This is a genomic window from uncultured Nonlabens sp. (assembly GCF_947495285.1).
Taxonomy (GTDB): domain Bacteria; phylum Bacteroidota; class Bacteroidia; order Flavobacteriales; family Flavobacteriaceae; genus Nonlabens.
On record NZ_CANLXZ010000028.1, the window covers coordinates 15,717 to 37,717 of the forward strand.

General features: G+C 35.2%; 17 protein-coding genes and 1 tRNA gene. 5 read left to right on the forward strand and 13 right to left on the reverse strand.

The features are described from left to right. Positions 1–25 precede the first annotated feature (25 nt). From accC to pdxA, 6 genes are all read right to left on the reverse strand, one after another. On the reverse strand, positions 26–1,372 hold the full coding sequence (gene accC / locus Q0838_RS11395; protein ID WP_298954996.1) for an acetyl-CoA carboxylase biotin carboxylase subunit: 1,347 nt from the start codon (positions 1,370–1,372) through the stop codon (positions 26–28). Positions 1,373–1,465: 93 nt separating this feature from the next. Next, a complete protein-coding gene (gene accB / locus Q0838_RS11400; protein WP_298954998.1) occupies positions 1,466–1,960 on the reverse strand; it encodes an acetyl-CoA carboxylase biotin carboxyl carrier protein in 495 nt (164 codons plus the stop codon). Between the two features lie 21 nt (positions 1,961–1,981). Further along, entirely contained in the window at positions 1,982–2,977 is a 996-nt protein-coding gene (locus Q0838_RS11405) for a beta-ketoacyl-ACP synthase III (RefSeq protein ID WP_298955001.1), read from the reverse strand. A gap of 149 nt (positions 2,978–3,126) precedes the next feature. Beyond that, the gene (rpmF, locus tag Q0838_RS11410; protein ID WP_041495498.1) at positions 3,127–3,324 is read right to left on the reverse strand and encodes a 50S ribosomal protein L32; all 198 of its coding nucleotides are present in this window, start codon (positions 3,322–3,324) and stop codon (positions 3,127–3,129) included. A 2-nt stretch (positions 3,325–3,326) separates the two neighbouring features. Beyond that, the gene (locus Q0838_RS11415) at positions 3,327–3,869 is read right to left on the reverse strand and encodes a DUF177 domain-containing protein (protein ID WP_298955019.1); all 543 of its coding nucleotides are present in this window, start codon (positions 3,867–3,869) and stop codon (positions 3,327–3,329) included. 62 nt (positions 3,870–3,931) lie between these two features. After that, positions 3,932–4,981, reverse strand: coding sequence for a 4-hydroxythreonine-4-phosphate dehydrogenase PdxA (pdxA, locus tag Q0838_RS11420; RefSeq protein WP_298955022.1), 1,050 nt, complete (start codon positions 4,979–4,981; stop codon positions 3,932–3,934). 59 nt (positions 4,982–5,040) lie between these two features. Between pdxA and Q0838_RS11425 the strand changes: the two genes are divergently transcribed. Then, positions 5,041–5,625, forward strand: a complete 585-nt coding sequence (locus tag Q0838_RS11425; RefSeq protein ID WP_298955025.1) for a riboflavin synthase — start codon at positions 5,041–5,043, stop codon at positions 5,623–5,625. Positions 5,626–6,141: 516 nt separating this feature from the next. On the opposite strand, the gene Q0838_RS11430 is transcribed toward Q0838_RS11425, so the two are convergent. The 4 genes from Q0838_RS11430 to Q0838_RS11445 all read right to left on the reverse strand — a co-directional run bounded on the left by Q0838_RS11430 (position 6,142) and on the right by Q0838_RS11445 (position 11,773). Continuing rightward, positions 6,142–7,767 (reverse strand): S8 family peptidase, encoded by a 1,626-nt coding sequence (locus tag Q0838_RS11430; RefSeq protein WP_298955028.1) that lies wholly within the window; start codon positions 7,765–7,767, stop codon positions 6,142–6,144. Between the two features lie 26 nt (positions 7,768–7,793). Next, complete coding sequence (locus tag Q0838_RS11435) at positions 7,794–8,648, reverse strand: MBL fold metallo-hydrolase (protein WP_298955035.1); 855 nt, start codon at positions 8,646–8,648, stop codon at positions 7,794–7,796. Positions 8,649–8,711: 63 nt separating this feature from the next. Then, complete coding sequence (locus Q0838_RS11440) at positions 8,712–10,928, reverse strand: SulP family inorganic anion transporter (protein ID WP_298955038.1); 2,217 nt, start codon at positions 10,926–10,928, stop codon at positions 8,712–8,714. Next, entirely contained in the window at positions 10,925–11,773 is an 849-nt protein-coding gene (locus Q0838_RS11445; RefSeq protein WP_298955041.1) for a universal stress protein, read from the reverse strand. The genes Q0838_RS11440 and Q0838_RS11445 overlap by 4 nt, the downstream gene beginning before the upstream one ends. A gap of 122 nt (positions 11,774–11,895) precedes the next feature. Here Q0838_RS11445 and Q0838_RS11450 point away from each other — a divergent pair, with 122 nt between their 5' ends. Beyond that, complete coding sequence (locus Q0838_RS11450; RefSeq protein ID WP_298955044.1) at positions 11,896–13,752, forward strand: cation:proton antiporter; 1,857 nt, start codon at positions 11,896–11,898, stop codon at positions 13,750–13,752. Positions 13,753–13,850: 98 nt separating this feature from the next. Here Q0838_RS11450 and lepA read toward each other — a convergent pair whose 3' ends face one another. Next, positions 13,851–15,650 (reverse strand): translation elongation factor 4, encoded by a 1,800-nt coding sequence (gene lepA, locus Q0838_RS11455; RefSeq protein ID WP_298955047.1) that lies wholly within the window; start codon positions 15,648–15,650, stop codon positions 13,851–13,853. Positions 15,651–15,741: 91 nt separating this feature from the next. Between lepA and Q0838_RS11460 the strand changes: the two genes are divergently transcribed. Next, the gene (locus tag Q0838_RS11460; protein ID WP_298955050.1) at positions 15,742–18,153 is read left to right on the forward strand and encodes an outer membrane beta-barrel family protein; all 2,412 of its coding nucleotides are present in this window, start codon (positions 15,742–15,744) and stop codon (positions 18,151–18,153) included. A gap of 79 nt (positions 18,154–18,232) precedes the next feature. Here Q0838_RS11460 and Q0838_RS11465 read toward each other — a convergent pair whose 3' ends face one another. Further along, complete coding sequence (locus tag Q0838_RS11465; RefSeq protein WP_298955052.1) at positions 18,233–19,165, reverse strand: DUF3078 domain-containing protein; 933 nt, start codon at positions 19,163–19,165, stop codon at positions 18,233–18,235. A 109-nt stretch (positions 19,166–19,274) separates the two neighbouring features. Next, a complete protein-coding gene (locus Q0838_RS11470) occupies positions 19,275–19,958 on the reverse strand; it encodes an SCO family protein (protein WP_298955055.1) in 684 nt (227 codons plus the stop codon). Positions 19,959–20,367: 409 nt separating this feature from the next. Between Q0838_RS11470 and rseP the strand changes: the two genes are divergently transcribed. Both rseP and Q0838_RS11480 read left to right on the forward strand, forming a co-directional pair. After that, positions 20,368–21,744, forward strand: a complete 1,377-nt coding sequence (gene rseP, locus Q0838_RS11475; protein ID WP_298955058.1) for an RIP metalloprotease RseP — start codon at positions 20,368–20,370, stop codon at positions 21,742–21,744. 108 nt (positions 21,745–21,852) lie between these two features. Beyond that, positions 21,853–21,926 (forward strand) — tRNA-Asn (locus Q0838_RS11480). Positions 21,927–22,001: the final 75 nt, after the last annotated feature.

Genomic DNA, 22,001 nt, shown 5'->3' on the forward strand with positions numbered 1-22,001 from the left:
TCTTTATCATATAGTTAAGGCCTAATTAAGCTTTAGACTTCATTTTAAATGTATCCATGAAAGCTGTTGTATAATTACCTTCTACATAAGCCGGCTCTTCCATAAGCTGTCTATGGAAAGGAATTGTCGTTTTAATACCTTCAATGACAAATTCATCTAAAGCTCTTTTCATTTTATCGATAGCTTCCTGACGTGTTCTCGCTGTAGTAATTAACTTTGCAATCATTGAGTCATAGTTAGGTGGGATAGAATAGCCAGCATATACATGCGTGTCTAATCTTACACCATGACCACCAGGTGCATGTAATGTTGTAATTTTTCCTGGAGAAGGACGGAAATCGTGATAAGGATCTTCTGCATTTATCCTACACTCAATAGAGTGTAAGGCAGGCTCATAATTCTTTCCTGAAATCTTAACACCAGCGGCAACAAGAATTTGCTCTCTAATAAGATCAAAGTCTATTACTTGTTCTGTAATAGGGTGCTCTACTTGGATACGAGTGTTCATCTCCATAAAGTAGAAATTGCGGTGCTTATCTACTAGAAACTCTACCGTTCCTGCACCTTCATAAGAAATGTATTCTGCAGCTTTAACAGCCGCTTCACCCATATCTTTACGTAATTTCTTCGTCATAAAAGGAGAAGGTACCTCTTCAGTTAGTTTCTGGTGACGTCTTTGTACAGAACAATCACGCTCACTTAAGTGACATGCTTTTCCATAACTATCTCCTACGATTTGTATTTCAATATGGCGCGGCTCTTCAATAAGCTTTTCCATATACATATCATCATTACCAAAGGCAGCCTTAGACTCATAACGAGCACTATCCCATGCATCTTGAAGATCTTCTTCTTTCCACACAGCACGCATACCTTTACCACCACCACCTGCAGTAGCTTTAAGCATTACAGGGTAACCGGTTTCTCTAGCTGTTTTTAAACAGTCAGCAAAATCTTCCATGATTCCCTCAGAACCAGGAACACAAGGTACACCTGCGGCTTTCATAGTTTCTTTGGCAGTTGCTTTATCTCCCATTTTAGAGATCATTTCTGAACTCGCCCCTATAAATTTAATTTGATGTTCATCACAAATGCGAGAGAAATCTGCGTTTTCAGATAAAAATCCATAACCAGGATGGATTGCATCTGCATTTGTAATTTCTGCGGCACTTATAATGTTAGACATTTTTAAGTAAGACTCACTACTAGCAGGTGGTCCTATACACACAGCTTCGTCTGCAAATTTTACGTGAAGACTTTCTGCATCGGCAGTAGAATAAACAGCTACTGTTTTTATTCCCATCTCCTTACAAGTACGTATAACTCTTAGAGCTATTTCACCGCGATTTGCAATCAATATTTTTTTAAACATGATGTTTCTTTTTAGTTAAGGTGTCGGTATGTGGTTCGCTTTCGCGAAAGCGGAAACCATACCAACACTAAGACATAAAAATCCTTCTATTACTTAAGACGGATCTACTAAAAATAATGGCTGATCAAATTCTACAGGAGAGGAATCGTCGATAAGCACTTTTACGATAGTACCTGAAACTTCACTTTCAATCTCGTTGAAAAGTTTCATGGCCTCAATAATACATAATGTTTCACCTTCTTTAATACTATCTCCTACCTCAACAAATGCAGGCTTATCTGGAGATGCTTTTCTATAAAAAGTTCCAATAATAGGAGATTTTACAGTAATATACTTATCATTACTAGCAGCAGGAGCAGCCTCTGGTGCAGGTGCAGCAGGTGTTGCTACAGGAGCAGCTTGTTGCATAGGTGCTGCTTGTTGAGCAGGAGCCATTTGCATAGGAGCAGCCTGAGAAACGTAAGTTACATCACCTGTTTCACTACCAGTTCTAATGGTGATTTTAATATCATCCATTTCTAATTTTACCTCACTTGCTCCAGATTTTGCAACAAATTTGATTAAATTTTGTATTTCTTTAATGTCCATAAATTAGGGTGGTTATTAAGTTTAACTATCGTAAGCCCATGTTAAATATACAGAACCCCAAGTAAATCCACCACCAAAGGCAGCAAATACTAGTCGATCTCCTTTTTTTAACTGAGTTTCATAATCATTTAAGCATAAAGGTAATGTAGCACTGGTAGTATTTCCAAATTTATGAATATTTACCATAACCTTCTCTTCTGGAAGATCTACTCTTCTTGCCGTCGCATCTATAATGCGTTTATTTGCCTGGTGTGGTACTAGCCAGTCTATATCTTCATTTGTTAATTGATTGCGTTTTACAATTTGTTCAGAAACATCGGCCATTTTTGATACGGCGTATTTGAAAACATTTTTACCATCTTGAAAAACGTAATGTTGTTTGTTATCTACAGATTCATGAGAGGCCGGCGTTAATGAACCACCTGCTTCTATCTTTAAAAAATTACGCCCTATACCATCGCTGCGTAGTATTTCATCTTCAAAACCGTTACCTTCTGTATTAGGCTCAAAGAGAACCGCGCCACCTCCATCTCCAAAAATGATACAGGTCGCGCGATCTTCATAATCTATAATAGAGGACATCTTATCTGCCCCAATAAGTAGAACTTTTTTATACCTACCTGATTCTATATAACTACTTGCCGTACTCATACCATAAAGGAAACTAGAACAGGCTGCCATTAAATCATATGAGAATGCATTTACCGCACCTATTTCTGATGCAACGTAGGCTGCTGTTGATGCCACTGGCATGTCTGGCGTAGCGGTTGCTACGATTATTAAATCTATGGTAGTAGGATCTAACTTCTTTTTTTCTATTAGGTTTTTTGCAGCCATAATAGCAAGATAGGAAGTACCCTTATCTTTATCTTTAAGAATACGTCTTTCCTTAATCCCTGTACGAGAAGTGATCCATTCATCGTTAGTGTCGACTATAGTTTCTAATATAGCATTAGTAAGCCTATACTCTGGTACATAGGCTCCTACTGCTGTTATCGCCGCTTTGACTTTACTCATACTGGTGATTCTAGTGGAGTTAATAGAGCTGCGAAAGCTACTAAAAAAGCTCTAGAAACCACAAAAAATGACACATTTTTAATAAAACGTGCCATTTTTTATGATTTCATATTGAAAACTAAGGTTTTCTAAGAAAAATATATTTTAGATTAAGCCTCGGCTACCTCAGTTTTATCAATAAGTACATTACCGCGGTAATATAATTTACCTTCATGCCAGTGCGCTCTGTGATATAGGTGAGCTTCACCAGTTGTTGAATCTGTTGCAATTTGAGGAACAGTCGCTTTGTAGTGTGTTCTTCTTTTGTCTCTTCTCGTTTTCGAGATTTTTCTCTTAGGATGCGCCATGGCTATAAGTTATTATCCGTTTTTAATTTCTTTAATGCGTCCCATCTGGGATCTGTAATCTTTGTGTTATTCTCTTCTTGAGGATTTGAAACTCTTAACTCTTCTAGTTTATCTAACACGTCTGACTCTAAAGAACCGTCTTCAACACCTGGATGAACTCTTCTATGTGGTATGGAAAGCACAAGCATTTCATACACATATTGCGCGATATTGAATTCATATTCTCCATGTGGTAGGATCAATAATTCTTCATTATCATCGTTAAAAGCATTCCCAAATTTGATGACCAGATCCATAGACGTATCTATATCTAAATCAAAAGGCTCGTTAGTCAGGTCACAATTAACATTAACTGATCCAGTAGCTTCCAAAGAAAGTTCCATAATGGTGTTTTTCTTATCTAACTCTGCATCAACAATAAGTGCTGAACTATTAAACTCTTCAAATCCAAAATTTTCAAAAAACGTATTATCGACCTCGAATTGAAACTGATGTTTCCCTTCCTTTAACCCAGCATAGGATATAATAAAAGCTTTGAGTTCCATAATCTTACTCTTTCAAAGAGCGGGCAAAGATAATAAAAGTTATTAAAAATCTAGTGTTAATATTATCTTCGTTTGCGAGAAAGTTTTTTTAATGGATTCTCATTAAGAAGATTGTACTCATTTCTCTTGCGATAGATTTCTATTGCACAATTTATAGCAGCTATAAATGAGTCTGGATTTGCGACTCCTTTTCCAGCAATATCAAAGCCTGTCCCATGATCTGGACTTGTTCTCACATGACTAAGTCCTGCAGTAAAATTCACTCCATCACCAAATGCTAAAGTTTTAAAGGGAATCAATCCCTGGTCGTGATAACTTGCTAAAATAGCGTCAAATTCTTTATATTTTTGATTTCCAAAAAACGAATCTGCTGCATATGGACCGAATATTATGTTCCCATCTTCTCTTAATTGCTCCAAAGCTGGTATTAAAGTATCTTGATCTTCTGTCCCGATAACACCATTATCTCCTACATGTGGATTAATCCCTAAAACAGCTATTTTAGGTCTAGTTATACCAAAATCCTTTTTCAAAGATTCTTTTATCGTACCTATTTTAGTTTTAATAACTCTGGCATTAATACTAGCAGAAACATCTTTTACTGGCACATGATCTGTAAGTAAGCCTACACGTAACTTATGAGACACCATAAACATAAGACTCTCGCCTTCTAATTCTTGATTTAAATAATCTGTATGACCAGGAAATTTAAACTTATCAGAATGTATAGACTCTTTATTTATAGGAGAAGTTACTAGTACATCTATATCATTATTCTTTAATGCCGCAGTAGCAGCCTCTAAACTTCTTACCGCTATTTCACCTGCTTCAGCACTTACCTGTCCCCATTTTACTTTAAAAGGTTCTTTAATTAATCTATATACATTAAACTTACCAGGAACGACATCATTTAAAGACGTTATTCCGTGAATTTTGATTTTAAGATTAAACGTTTTAACGTAATATGATAGTAATTTTGTGCTAGCAAAAACAACCGGCGTAAACATCTCTAGCATTCTAGAATCTTCAAATGCCTTTAAAATCACCTCTCCACCTATTCCATTAGGATCACCAATAGTGATACCTATTTTGATATTCTCATTCTTATTCATGTATTGCGCGCTTTAAGCCTTATTTTTGAAAGTATAAAAATAAAGTTTTTTAATCAGTTATGTTTACAGGAATTATAGAGAGTGCTGCAAAAGTTATGCAGGTAAGAAAAGAAAGTACAAATTTACACCTAACCCTGCGTTGTGATTTAACTAGCGAGTTAAAAATAGATCAAAGTGTAGCACATAATGGGGTGTGTCTTACAGTGGTAGAAATAAATGATGATCAATATACCGTAACCGCGATAGAAGAGACCCTTAAAAAAACAAATATAGGGGATCTTAAAGAAGGTGCTATCGTAAATATAGAGCGAGCTATGAAAATGAATGCACGACTAGATGGACACATCGTACAAGGTCATGTAGACCAAACGGCTATTTGTACTGAATTAGAAAATAACCATGGCTCATGGAAATTTAGCTTTGAATATGATCAAGAATTAAATAACGTGACTATTGAAAAGGGAAGTATTTGCATCAATGGCGTGAGCCTTACTGTTGTCGACTCAAAAGTCAACGGCTTCTCTGTAGCTATTATACCGTATACCTATGAGCACACAGGTTTTAAAACTTTATCAAAAGGCGATAGCGTAAATTTAGAATTTGATGTGATAGGTAAATATGTGAAAAGGTTAATGAACCTTTAAGCTATCTTTTTAAATTTAAAAACAGCCACATACCCAATTAGAGCTATAGCAACTAAAAGTAGTATCCACAAATTAGTATCTAAAGGCACGACATCTCCCACAGGCGTTGGCGGCGCTCTCTCAAGATTAGGAGGTGGCGGCGCTTGTTGTATTAAAAGTAATATAAGAAAATGAATTTTTACTAACATAAAGTAAGTCATTATAGATAATACGAATGTAAAAATTAAAATGAATTAGAGCAAAAAAGAATCGTAATCTATACGTTATCTTTTAAATATACGTATTTTATCGGTTTTTTTACTGATTACACCGTTTAAACAAATATAAATTGTGTACTTAAACCTAACATAAGGCATCCATTAAAATATTTTTATGCTAATAACTTGCTGTATTAACACACTAATTAACGTTTATAAAGTAAGTTTTAGTATAAAGGGATTACATTTTAAATCAAAAAAAACAGATATTCTTACATTACAGTAAGAACATCTGTTTTATATTTTTTTTCAACTCTAACTATATTTGAGAAGCAAGAATTAAAGCATTATAAAGATTTACCATTTTACCAGAAACTGTAGTCTCTGCAAACGGTCTAGTATCTTCTGGATTACCACCTACTATTACTCTAGCACTAGTTGTTAAACCACTATCCATAATAACATGCTTTACTTGTGACGCTGTTAATTTAGGGTATTGCGATCTTATTACCGCTGCAACACCTGCAGTTGCCGGAGATGCCATAGAGGTTCCACTTGCATTACGATATTTATTAAGTGGTGCAGTAGAGTAAATAGCTGCACCTGGAGCAAATACATCTACACTACTTTTTCCATAGTTAGAGAAACCTGCTAATAAACCAGAACCATACTCAAAGTTTAAAGCTCCTACCGTTAAGAAATTATCAGAAATCTCAGCGCCTGCCATTATTTGATCTTGAGGATATACTTGTGTAAAATCTGTGTCTGTACTTTCATTACCTGCTGCATTTACAAAAAGAACATCTTTAGTCTCTGCATACTTAATAGCATCCCACACCCATTGTGCATTAGGAGAATGGTATTTACCAAAACTTCCATTAATTACTTTCGCTCCATTATCTGCAGCATAACGTATTGCTTTTGCTATATCCTTGTCATATTCATCTCCAGTACTTACAGCTCTAAGCACCATGATCTCCACATTATTTGCAACACCATTAACACCTAGACCGTTATCACGCTCTGCAGCGATAATACCTGCGACATGCGTACCGTGAAAAGCATCTGCTTTTTCTGGATCTGGACCAGAGTATTCATTATTACCATAAACTGGTGTATCCCATACGTACTGATCATCATTAAGGATGTCTTTACGATAGTTAGTTTTTAATTTATCTCCATTTAACAAACCTATTACACCATCTATAAGACCTGTTAACGTTTCTCTTCCTTCCTGCGCACTACTCAAACCTCTAACATAAAAGAAATTTAAAGCTCCTTGTGCATTAATTATAGATTCATCCTCTGTTTTTATACCTAAAACTTCTTCTTTAGTATAATCAGATTTCCCTAAATGAGCAGTTAAAACTTTATCTGCCTCATTTAGACTCTGCAATAATTCTTCGTAACGGTTTTTTTGCAGTGTAGCTTCATTTACTTTACCGTCATATTCTTTCTGTGCTTTTGCAACAACATCTGCAGGAAGCATAGCTTTATCTCTTACTATTCTCTCATATTCTAGATTTTCATCAACTATATCTCCTAAGAAATTCCATCCATGTACGTCATCTATATAACCGTTATTATCGTCATCCTTACCATTACCAGCGATCTCGCCTTTATTAGTCCAGATAACTCCATCTAGATCTTCGTGCTCAACATCAATACCAGAATCGATAACGGCAACAATTACTGTTTTACCTTTTTTACCCTTTAGTATTTCTGTGTAAGCTTTATTCACACTCATACCTGGAATAGTATCAGATACAAGATCCATGTCTTTCCAGTTCTTTGCTTGTTCCTCAGTAAGCGCTTGTGTTTTTAAAGGCGTACTGTCTATATTACCTATCGCTGGAGATACTATCGCACCACCGCTACCACAACTAGCTAGTAAACCAGCTGCTGCAACAGTTAAAAATGTAGATTTTAAAATTGAGTATTTCATTTTCTATTAATTATTGTTTGTTAGTTTTAAAATAAGTCTTTGAAAGTAAAGGTTTTATCTAGTCTCACTCCTTTATCCGTATGTTTTACGGTAATAATTTCATTAAAAGGATCGTGTTCTAAAATCAGGTAATATCCCTTAGTTGCGGCTTCATTTAGAAATTTTTCTTTTTCACCTAGCGTGATTAATGGTCTGGTATCATACCCCATTACATATGGTAATGGAATGTGTCCTACTGTAGGAAGCAAATCTGCCATGTAGACAAATGTTTTACCATCTAAGTGTATATGCGGAATCATCATCTTTTCTGTATGACCATCTACAAAAAGGATATCAAAATCCATTTCATTTTGCTTCTCATAAGTACTGTTTTGAGAAATAAAATTAAGCTGCCCGTTTTCTTCTATGGGTTTGATATTTTCTGTTAAGAAACTAGCTTTCTCACGATCGTTAGGTTCTATTGCCCAATTCCAGTGACTAGAGTTGGTGTGGCATACCGCTTTCGCGAAAGCGGGCTCAAAAAAATCACCTTTACTACTCTTCTTAATAACACCACCACAATGGTCAAAGTGCAAGTGCGTCAGAAAAACGTCTGTAATGTCGTCGCGAGAGAATCCTTTTTCTTTTAGTGAACTATCTAGATCAAATTTATGATCCATATAATAATAGCCAAAAAACTTCTCTGACTGCTTATTACCCATTCCGGTATCTACTAGAGTCAGTCTATCTCCATTCTCAATAAGCAGGCATCTTGCCGCCATATCGATCATGTTATTAGAGTCTGCGGGATTAGTGCGTGTCCATAGACTTTTAGGCACAACACCGAACATAGCACCACCGTCTAACTTAAAATTACCAGATTCTATTGAGTGTATTTTCATAGTGCATGCAAAATACAAAATGTAGCACCATGCTTACAATGCCTTTAAGAATAAATAAGCATTTTAATAAGTGACTAGCGCTTCTTTAACCACAATTTTTCTAAGTCGGATACCAAAATCGATCAATTTCTTTATTTCTTTAATACCAGAAGTACGTTGTGACCTGAAAATCAACAAGGAAACACCGTCAGATTCTACATGATAATAAGAATTACACTCAAAGAATTTTACTAAATCGTCATTAAAATACCCCTGAACTTTATAAGGGTTTTTCCCTATAAGGTAAAAGCGTTTTGTAAAATCAGAATGGTTATCAATAGGTATGTCATCATAACCAGCGATAGCATATAGACGCTCCATAAAACCATCTCTATCTAGCGTAAACTCTGGAATAGCATGCTCTAGTTTAATATGCAACATTGTGGTACGCACATCTTCTTTGGCTATAAATTCACCTTCAGAATAATGAATATCAAATAGGGAGAATGAATCGTCTTCATTAAATAGTCTGTTATATATTTTTATAATTTTCTTAGTCTGGAAATACCTAAAACCATCGAGAACTTCTGTATTCTCCTTAACGTCTGCCTCATATTCTAATGAATAATCTTGAGCAATTTCTTTTAAGGTAGTCTGCCTTTTAGTAAGATTATCTGTAAGAAATGGAATACCAGGTATGAGTCTGCGCAATGCAAATGGGTGTTCTGAATCTGTACCGTGTAAATCGAGTCCTATAATTTCTAGATGTCCACCTCGTTTATGAAACACATCTTGATAAGCACTTAGATTTTCCATTACTGTGTGATCGACAAATTCACATAACGATAAATCTACCACAACGTCTTCTGTCTCTGGAATGGCATTTAATTTTTCTTTAAGCCTATAGAAATTTAAAAAAGTACAGAAATGCTTGACATTAATATAATAATGCTGATCTCCTTTTTTCTCTTTAAACATCAACACATTAGGTTTGCGCCAGTTTTTTATAAAAAGCTCCAGGTCCTTATTTAAAATCACATGAATAACAAAAGTCATTAAAACACCAGCCAGAATCCCTGAAATTAACCCAATGAAAAGTGTTACTAATAATGTGGTGAAAAAGATAATAAGCTGCTCTTTTCCTATCTTAAAAATCTTTACTACCTTACTAGGAGAGGCTAGTTTATAACCGGTATAAACCAGAATGGCCATTAAGGCTGGCAACGGTATGCGTGTTAATTGCGTACTGAATAAAAGAATAAAAACAACTAGAAAAATAGCGTGAGCAAAGTTAGAAGAGCGATTGCTACCACCATTATTCACATTTACAGAACTTCTTGCTATTACAGTAACGACATTAAGACCTCCTAAAAAACCACTACCTATAGTTGCAAGACCTAGCGCTTTAAGATCTCTATTTACATTAGACCTTCTTTTTTCTGGGTCTAACTGGTCCACTGCTTTAATACTTAACAAAGACTCAATACTAGCTATTAATGTAATCGCAAGAACACTACCCCAAAAACCTATAGAGTTAACCAGATTAAAGTTAGGAGTAGGTATGTCAGACACAATCTGGCTACCTGTAGGAATATTTGAGATCATGTATCTAGGATCTACTGGGTGCGGCTGTTGCAACACTAATTCATAGAAGTAACTAACTCCTATAGATATCAAAACTATCCACATAGGCGCTGGGACTAAGTGAAAGTACTTATTTCTAATTTTAGGATAAAACACCATAATCGCTAGTGCTATAACCCCAGATATCGCGGCATAAGTAAAGCCCGAATGGTTATAAGAAAAGACTCCTATTATAGTAGATGGTATGGCAAGTAAGTAATCTATACTACCTGGCAATTTCATCTCATTACCCATCATGATATGAAATTGCTTCCCTAAAATAATAAGTCCTATTGCAGCCAGCATTCCTTGAATAGCGCTGGATGGAAAAAAGTCTGCTAGTTTCCCCATTCTTAAAAAGCCTAGTAGGGTTAACAACACACCAGAGCATATAATAGCAGCATAGGTGCCATTTAAACCTAATGTCGCAACAGCGACTAATATGACACCCACTAGCCCATTACCAGGACCAGAGATAGTGACATTACTACCACCTAGAATAGAGACTAAAACTCCACCTACCACAGCAGCAATAACACCAGCAATAGGTGGTGCCTCACTAGCCATAGCCAGACCCAGCCCTAATGGAAGGGCGATAAGACTAACTACAAAACCACTAAAAATATTTTTAGGTAATGATTTAAAAAAACCTTTGATATCTGTTTTCTTCTTCGTCATCTTACTATAAGTACATCAGTAGGCAGTTCATTTAAAATATGCTCTAGATCATGCGGGAAAAATCGATCTAAAAAACTAGATTTTTTAGGCGCATTCATGACCAGTAAATCTGCTCTTACTATTTGAGCATAATGACCTATAGAATAACCACGCTGTCCAAAGATAGGTTGCGTACTTACCTGAATATCTTTCTTTTCTTCACTAGGTATATGGTTCAATATTCCCTGAACACGTAATTCTTCTTGTCGTTTAAGTTTCTCTTTGAGCAAATTTGCTTTACGCAAACTTTGATCGTCATCAATTTTTATAGAAATCTTTTCTTGTTCTATCTCTTCCACTATGGTCAGCTGGTTGCTTCCTAAACTGTGTGCTACATAAAAAGCTGTCTCTATAGTACGCTCTGTGTGCGCATCCTTGAGACCATTTACCACCATGTGCTTGCATGGTTTTCTTATCACACTAGGATTAGTCATCATAAGAACAGAACATGTTGCCTTTCTAGTAAGTTTACGTGCAATAGAGCCTAAATAAAACTGGACAAATTTTTCTTGCTTTAATGCTCCCAGAAGTAACAAATCTATTTTATTCTTTTTAACGGTTTCTAAGATAACCTCTACAGGGTCGCCCTCGTTAAAGATAATTTCATAAGATAATTGTGACTGCTCATCATTACCTATGTATTGATCTATAGTTCTTATTTTTTCATCACTTCTTTGCCCTACATGAATCAAAGACAGCTTTGCACCGAACATGCAACATAATCTTGCAGCCTCGTGTACGTTTGCTTCTAGTGTAGGAGAAAAAGCGATTCCTATTGCTATACTTTTAAATGAGGTGTGACTCAATGCTTATTATTTGTTAAAAAAACATAAATATAGACTTAATTATTACTTATTTCGCTTTCGCGAAAGCGTAACAGCTATAAAATCGAAAAAAAAGGTTGTAATTTTCCTGAAAATTTAAAAATATGCTAGAACTAGCAGGAATTATTATACTTGGAATACTTGCACAATGGATGGCATGGAGATTAAAAATCCCTGCTATTTTACCATTAATCATTATAGGGCTACTCGTAGGGCCTATAGCGTCTCTATACACTGCAGAAGCTTCAAAAATTATCGAACCTATGTGGAATGGGGAAAATGGCTTATTCCCTGGTGACAGTTTATTTTACTTTGTATCACTGGCCATAAGTATCATTCTTTTTGAAGGCGGATTAACGTTAAAGAGAGATGAAATTCTTAATACCGGCCCTGTTATCGGTAAATTAATATCAGTTGCAGTTGTCATCACATTTGTAGGTGGTGGAGTTGCTGCGCATTATATATTTGGTCTTACGTGGAAGATTTCTTTACTATTTTCTGCATTGATAATCGTTACAGGACCTACGGTTATCACACCTATATTGCGTAACATACCTTTAAAAAAAGATGTGAGTTCCATCCTTAAATGGGAAGGTATTCTTATTGATCCTATAGGTGCCTTATTTGCCGTACTAGTATTTGAATTCATAAGCGCTGGTGCAGGTGGAGAGTTTACACTAGTGGCATTAGAAGAATTTGGTAAAATTGTATTGTTCGGTTTTTCTTTTGGATTTTCTTTTGCACATGCCCTTGCATTTTCTATTAAGAAAAAACTTATACCGCATTATTTACTGAATGTTTTTACACTGGCAGCCGTTTTGGGTGTATTTGTTTTAAGCGACAGTTTTGCTCATGAATCTGGATTATTATCTGTGGTAGTAATGGGAATGGTGTTAGGTAACATTAACTTGCCTAATATTAAAGAACTTCTTTACTTTAAAGAGTCTTTAAGCGTTCTCTTAATCTCTATATTATTTATACTGCTAGCTGCAAACATAAATATGGAAGATCTTTACCTTATCTACAGATGGGAAACGCTCGCACTATTTGCCGTCATGGCTTTTGTTATAAGACCTTTAGGAGTTTTTGCTAGCTCAATAAACAGCGGCCTTAAATTAAATGAAAAATTATTTATTTCTTGGGTAGGACCTCGTGGTATAGTTGCAGCAGGTATTGCATCACTTTTTGGTTCTAAACTAGTCTCTCAGGGCATACCAGGTGCAGAGTACATTACACCTCTAGTATTTATGATAGTACTAGGAACAGTTTTACTTAATGCTACTACAGCAAGAATGTTTGCAAAAATAGTAGGTGTTTTCCTTAAACAATCTAATGGTATTATGATAGTAGGTGCATCAAAATTCTCTAGAATCATTGCGACCTATCTTAAGGAGCACGGTCGCAGTGTCGTATTAGTAGACACTAACGCAAACAATATACGCATAGCCAAAGAAATGGGACTGGATGCTGTCACAGCAGACATTTACTCTGACTCTATATCGGACGATATTGAATTTAACAACATAGGATTCTTACTAGCACTTACCGGTAACTCTCAAATTAACGATTATGCCATCGAGCGATTTGAAAAACGTTTTGGAGAGAATGGAGCATATAGACTAGTGCATTCTAACGAGATTAATAATCCTAATAAAAACCCTGTTGCCGGCTTGTTTTCTGCAACAGATGATTATGTAAACATCATGGAAGTCACTCGTCATCATGGTAAAATCTATGAGATAACAATTAAGTCTCAAGAACATTTTGAAGGTCTTATAGAGATTACAAAAACTGACGAAGATATCGTACCACTATTTATACGACACGATAAAACCATAGACATAGTACCTTCTATGCCTGGTAAAATGAACATAAAAGAAGGCAGCATTCTTGCTTATATAGGTAAAGAAATTGTAGAACAAGCCTCTGGAGAAGTAACTATGGAAGAAGATCACGATTAATTTCTCTTCTTCTTACATAAAGCAAAAACCCTCATCACAACTGATGAGGGTTTTTAATTTGTGCCCAGCTTTAAAAGGCAGCACTGAATTCTTACTAGTTAATCATTTAATTTAAGAACCGCCATAAATGCCTGTTGCGGGATCTCTACATTTCCTACTTGACGCATGCGTTTTTTACCTTTCTTTTGCTTTTCAAGAAGTTTACGTTTACGAGATATATCACCACCATAACATTTTGCCGTTACATCTTTACGTAGGGCTTTGATCGTTTCACGAGCAATAATTTTTGCTCCTATGGCAGCTTGCACAGGAATATCAAATTGCTGTCTTGGGATCAACTCACGTAATTTTTCTACCATCTTTTTACCTATGGTATAGGCATTATCAAAGTGTATTAAAGCACTTAAGGCATCTACCGTCTGTGCATTTAATAAAATATCTACACGCACTAATTTAGATTCACGCATCCCGATAGGTGCATAATCAAATGATGCATAACCCTTAGAAACGGTCTTAAGTCTGTCATAAAAATCAAAAACAATCTCTGCTAGCGGCATGTCAAAGGTCATTTCTACACGCTCTGTAGTAAGGTAAGTTTGATTAGTTACCACACCACGTTTTTCTATACAAAGTGACATAACATTACCTACAAAATCTGATTTTGTAATAATGGTTGCCTTTATATAAGGCTCTTCTACCCTATTAAGACTAGAAGGCTCTGGTAAGTCAGAGGGATTGTTTACAATAAGAATCTCATCTGGATCCTTATGAGTATATGCGTGGTAAGAAACGTTAGGTACGGTAGTAATTACAGTCATATCAAACTCGCGCTCTAGACGTTCTTGAATAATCTCTAAGTGTAACATCCCCAAGAACCCACAACGGAAACCAAAACCTAACGCAGCACTACTCTCTGCCTGAAATACTAAAGAAGCATCATTTAACTGTAGTTTTTCCATGCTGGAACGCAGGTCTTCATAATCCTCAGTATCTACAGGGTAAATACCTGCAAAAACCATGGGTTTCACATCTTCAAAACCGCCTATAGGATTTGTAGTAGGCTTCACATGATCTGTGATCGTATCACCTACTTTTACTTCTTTGGCTTCTTTTATACCAGTAATGAGGTAACCGACATCACCAGCTTTTATTTCTTTTTTAGGAACTTGATTTAGTTTCAAGGTTCCTATTTCATCTGCATAATAGCTCTCTCCAGTTGCAACAAATTTAATGTGTTGTCCTTTTTTAATAGAACCATTTATTACTCTAAAAATAGTTTCTACTCCACGGAACTGGTTGTACTGTGAATCAAAAACAAGTGCCTGCAACGGCTCATCAGGATCTCCCACTGGTGGAGGAACTCTTTCTATAATAGCATCTAAAATATCTTGAATACCTAATCCTGTTTTTGCACTAGCAGGTATCACCTCACTAGGATCACAACCTAAAAGATCTACAATATCATCTGTAACCTCTTCTGGATTTGCACTAGGAAGATCTACTTTATTTAAAACAGGGATGATTTCTAAATCATTTTCTAGTGCTAGATAAAGATTAGAAATAGTTTGCGCCTGTATACTTTGTGCTGCATCTACTATTAACAACGCACCTTCACAGGCCGCGATAGAACGAGACACTTCATAAGAGAAGTCTACATGACCAGGTGTGTCTATTAGATTAAGGATATACAGCTCACCGTCTGGCGCCGTATAATCCATCTGTATAGCATGCGATTTAATAGTTATCCCACGCTCACGCTCCAGGTCCATATTATCTAAGAGTTGCGCCTGCGATTCTCTCTTAGTAACTGTTTGTGTAGCGTCTAACAGCCTGTCTGCCAGCGTACTTTTACCGTGATCAATATGGGCGATGATACAAAAATTACGTATATTCTTCATAGTCCTTTACAATAGTGTGCAAATATAATCTAAAAGATGTCCTTAAGTTTTCTTGATCTTTGGTATTTTAGCTAATCATTAATCGCTCAAAATGAAATACCTAACTTTTCTCACCTTTCTTATAGTACTTAGTACGACCGCACAAACTAATCTTACAGGGACTGTGAACAGTAAAAATAAAGCAGGAATACCCTATGCAACTGTAGTTACTTTTAAAATGCCTGACAGTGTTTTTCATAAAGCCACCGCAGCAAATGAAAAAGGAGTTTTTAACTTTACTAATTTTGATCAAGGCAGTTATACATTTCAGTTTTCTTCTGTTGGATATGTTCCGCTTTCGCGAAAGCTAAACATAACAACTAATGAATCTCTGGGTGAATTCATATTAGAAGAAGACACAGCACAGCTAGAAGCAGTAGTATTAACAGATGTAAAACCTACTATAGATAAAAAAGCAGATCGACTGATTTTTAATGTTGAGAATACCATTTTAAGCGTTGGTAACACACAAAATCTTTTAAAAAAGACACCAGGAATATTTGAAATGGAAGGAACTTACATGGTTCAAAACTCTCCTGCTGTAATTTATATTAATAACAAACGTGTGTACCTAACTAATGAAGAGCTAGATGCATTATTACGTGGATATAGTGCAGATAATATCAAAAGTGTAGAGGTTATAACAAATCCACCTGCTAGTTATGATGCAGAAGGTGTTGCTGTCATTAATATCAACACCTCAAAAGGCATCTCTCTAGGTTATAAAGGAAACATAAGTGGAAAATGGACACAAGGTACATTTACTAAATACCAGATAGGAACCTCTCACTTCTATAAAAATAACTGGTTAAATGTTTATGCAAACTATAATTACAACCCTAGAAAGGATTTCAAATTTGACGATTCACAAATAGGTTTCTTTAATCCTGATGGTAGTAGATCTGAAAGACGGTTCACTGAGTTAGAGAAAATAGAACGCAGTGATTCTCATAATTTTAATACAATAATAGACATTACGGTAGATAAAAAGAATTCATTGAGTTTCTCTGGTAATTACAGCAGTAATGAAAATAATGATGCCAGTTATCAAAATGAAACTTTTATCCTACAAGAAGGCGCCACAACTTTTTCTGGCTTTAATACCGATTCTGATTTTGAGAAAAACAGAACTAACGGTTTTATAAATGCACAATGGCAGCATGTTTTTAATGATAAAGGCACTACATTAAACCTAGAAGGTAATTACATCTTTACCGATAGCGATCAGGTACAAAATCTCACATCAACTTTCTTTGATACAGATCAGACTACTACAGGTATGAATAGTTTTTTAACAGATGCTTTTCAAGAAATAGATATCTACACTGCAAAATTAGATTACAACACTAGTATAGGTGGCTACCTATTAAGTACAGGACTTAAATTTTCTAATGTGACATCTACAAGTTCGCAAAACTTTTTTGACACTGATAGCGGTAGGGTACTTAACCCAACCTTCTCTGATTTATTTTTATATGACGAGAGCATTTATGCAGCCTATGCACAAATAGAACGTAGTTGGGAAAAATGGTCTCTTGCAGCTGGATTGCGTGCAGAGCAAACAGACGTAGAAGGAGATTCTGAATCTTTAGGTCAAGTAAACACACAAGAATATCTAGAGCTCTTCCCTAATCTAGCCTTAACTAATCAAGTTAATGAAAATAACTCTTATACTTTAAGTTATAAGAGAACTATAGACAGACCTAGATATGCAGACTTAAATCCTTTCAGCTCTTTTATTAATGATTTTAACTTCAGTACAGGAAACCCTAATCTACAACCTGCATTCAATAATAAATACACCTTAAGCTGGAATCATAAAAACATCTGGTTTATAGATGCTTATTTTCTATACACAAAGGATTTACTAAGTGAGGTGCCTTTTCAAAATAACAGTAATAACCAGTTAAACTCGCAAAGTATAAATTTAAACTATGAATTACAGTATAGTATAGATGCAGCAACCTATAGATACATAAATGACAGCTGGTATACAGGACTAAGCAGTAGCTTGTTCTATATGGAAAATGAGACTAGAGCAGTACAATCTGGAAATGTGGATGTAAAAACATCTACCACAGGTTTGTATTTAAGCTCTTTTAATAGAATCAATCTAGCAGATAATAGGACTTTATCCATGGACATAGAAGCATCTTATATCTCTAGCCTTCTATTCGGTACTTATAAATGGGGTGGTTCATTCCCGACTAGTATTAGTTTTAATAAGAGCTTGTGGGATAGAAGAGCACAGTTAACCCTTGCCGTTAATGATATCTTTAAAACCCAAAATCAAAGACTTACTACACGTTATTTAAACCAAGATAATTATTATCTAGCACTACCTGAAACTAGAACCATAAGTGTAGGCTTCACTTATAACTTTGGTAATTTCAGCCTAGAAAACAATGAAATAACCACTCCAGAAGAACAGAATCGCACAACTAAAAAACAAGTCGGTCTGTAAATTACATTAAATCTTACTCAAAATAAAAAAGGCTTTCCATTTCTGGAAAGCCTTTTTAAGTAAATGAAATATATTTTTTTTAGAACTTATAGTTAAGACCTACTAGATAGTAAGACTGCAACTTGTTATCTACCGTATCAAAATCTAATTCAGTTGCACCTACCGCTAGGTTATTGTTAGCAAAGTTTAAAGCTTCTTGTTTATTACCTCTTAAACCAAATTCAAAACCTACACCTATATTTTTCCATAATGTGTAACCGAATGAGTTGATCCATGTATAATTAGAAAGGTCGCTGTTTTCATAGCTGTAAAAAGCAGATAAATTAGATTTAAAACTTACTTTACCTATACTACGTGTATAATCTGCAACTACTTTTGCACCTAGAGAAGATTCAAAAACTGCATCATTCTTAGCAAACACAAAGTTGTAGTTTAATGGGTGCACCACTACTACCAGATTATCTATAGGAGTCCATGTTGCACCTACACCTACGTCTAGGTAACCTGGATCATTAAAATTATTTAGAATAGTAGTACGGTATTCTGCTAGTGTTGAAACTGCAAGCTTCTCTGTTAACTTGTAACCATAAAGAGATGAGATATTAAAAACATCTGTTGCCTCTTGGAAACTATCATCATCTGTTGGGTCGTCTTTATCGTCAAATTTTACCCAACCTAAATTAATGTTTAATGAGTTTCTCCAGAAATATTTAGGCTGCTTTAAGTTTGCAAATGCATTTGCAGTAAGACCTATATTTCCAGCAGATACGTTTGCACTCCCTTGAGAGTACCAGTTATCAAAACTAGATAGGTTAACACCCAAAGTACCAAAAGCACCTTTTTTCCATCCTGGAAGAGCATCTATTTTCCCTTGAATAGCATTTACTCTAGATTGGATTTGAGCAATTGAATCTTGCTTTACCTTTTTTAATGCCTTTAACTCGGCCTCAGTCTGGGCAATTACAGTGCTCACTGAAAATAAAAGCACTACAGATAATAAAATTTTTTTCATAGTAATTATTGTTATAATTATTACAATAATAGCAATAAAATAACCTAATCACTTAAAACGCGATTGCAGCATAACGAGAAATACGATTAAATGCATTTTTTAAAGATGCTTAACGATTTTTAAGGTACGTACTCTTTAAAATATAGATGTCCTCAATGAGTTTTAACACGTCTTCTTTACTTGTACCGTCATAAGAACGACCTCTTAATCGTCCTTCTTTATCTACCAGCAAAAAATTCTCTGTGTGGATAAGAGCATAGTCACCACCGTATTTATTTTCCTTGGCAGCTAGGTAAGACTTGCGTGCTAGATCATAAATCTGTTTGCGATCGCCAGTGACTAGATTCCATTTAGAATCTATCACTCCTTTTTTAATTGCATATTCTTTAAGAACCTGTACACTATCTATTTCTGGTGTTACACTGTGAGAAAGAATCATCACATCAGGATCATTCTTAAATTCTTCTTGTACTAGCGTCATATTTTCAGTCATCACAGGACATATAGTAGGACAGGTAGTAAAGAAAAAGTCTGCTACATAAATCTTATTATCATAATCCTTATCTGTAATGGTATCGCCGTTCTGATTCACTAATTGAAAAGGTGCTATTTTATGATACTTTTTTACAAAAAGCATGGAATCGTCTACTAGAGTAGGATCAAATTTATCTGGTTGCAGTACAGGTAAGGTCTTCTCTGGCGTTAAAGCATATTGAAAAGAGGCCATTATTGCACTGCATAAAATGGCCATGAATAAGATGCGCCATTTATTTTTACTAAGAAATTGAAGCATTTATGATATTTTTTTTACAAAATTACAACCTTATCGATCTATTGGTGACTGTTTAACCACTTTCCTTACTAGAAATTCAAGGTTGATAAAGAATTTTGAAATAATGTATGAGATAGTTGTAGTTCTCGCTTTCGCGAAAGCGGAACAGTGACAAGCACAAATCACAACATGTCCAGAAAATGTAGATGTCTGTCTCTTAAATTTACAGCATCCATCTAAGCAAATAGCGTGATAAAGGAGGCACTAGAAATTATGACCTTTAAGATGACTCAAACCAGTGGAATCTATTTTCTAAATATAACTACAGAAATAAGTACAACCATAAAGAAACTACTTGTACGCTAAATCTATAACTACATTATGTGAACTGTTATGAATGACCTATTTTTGTTGGTCTAAAAATAAAAGAATGCATCCATATCTTGTTATAGCCATAAATTTTTTTATGAGCCTATCGCTGCTCATCATTTTACATGAATTAGGGCACTTTATTCCTGCACGTTTATTTAAAATACGAGTAGAAAAATTTTACTTATTCTTTGACATTAAGTTTTCACTTTTCAAGAAAAAAATAGGAGAAACTATTTATGGAATAGGGTGGTTACCTCTAGGTGGTTATGTGAAGATATCAGGTATGATAGATGAGAGCATGGACAAAGAGCAAATGGCCCAGGAACCTAAAGAGTGGGAATTTAGATCTAAGCCAGCATGGCAGCGATTAATCATTATGGTGGGTGGTGTAGTAGTTAATGTTGTGGTAGGTTTTGTGATATACATTATTCTAACAGCAAGTTATGGAACACCTCAATCTACTGGAACCGACTTAAAATATGGCCTAGGGTTCCCTAAAACACTTGAAGACATAGGTTTTAAACAAGGTGACCAGGTACTACTGGTTAATAATGATACATTAGATTATGCACCACACTTAAATAAAAACCTCATTTTTAGAGATGTAAAAACGGTAAGTGTGTTAAGAGATAATGAACTTTTAGACATTATTATACCTGAAGATATAGGTAATAGATTATTTCTAAATGGTGTACCGTCAAAGTTGACCCCTAGATTTCCTTTTTCTATAGGTTTTGTACAAGAAGGTTCTAAGGCAGATTCCTTAAACATACCTACCGGTGCAAAACTAACCTCTGTAGCTGGTCATAAAATCGACTACTACACAGATTATACCTATGCGATAAATAATTATGTAGAAACAAATAAACCATTTACCATTAACTGGGAACATGAGGGTAAATCATATTCTGGTCAGACACAATTCGGTACTAAAGAAGTAACTAGTTTCATATTTTTTAAGAGAACGGTAGATGAGGATAAAGTGCTGGGTATAAAACCTAAAGCGCTTGATGAAGATTATCAAAAAATATCAAAAGTTTCATATACGTTTTCTGAAAGTGTAAGTGCTGGTTTAGAACGAGGTTACTGGGTTGTGCATGATTACATAGTACAGTTTAAATATGTTTTTACTAAAAAAGGAGCGAGTCAGCTAGGTGGTTTTGGAACTATTGCAAAATTATATCCAGATACCTTTAATTGGTTAGCATTTTGGGAAACCACTGCGTGGATTTCTTTTGTACTGGCCGTAATGAACATACTACCTATTCCAGCACTAGATGGTGGTCACGTTATGTTTTTAATATATGAAATCATCACAGGAAGAAAGCCAGGAGACAAGTTTTTAGAAAAAGCACAAATAATAGGTATAGTTATTTTACTTTCTTTAATGCTCTATGCAAATGGAAATGACCTCTTTAAGGCACTATTTGGATAAAATTTCAAAAAAATATTAAATTTTTTAGTTTAAAAGTTTGTCAAATATAAAAAACATACTAAATTTGCAATCGCTTAAGCAAATAGCTTGAGTTTGTGTATATCACAGTCCTCCTTAGCTCAGTTGGTTAGAGCATCTGACTGTTAATCAGAGGGTCCTTGGTTCGAGCCCAAGAGGAGGAGCAAAAATAGCCGTTCAGTAATGAGCGGCTTTTTTCATTTTAACACCTGTAGCAATCTTATCTTCTTCTTATAGAT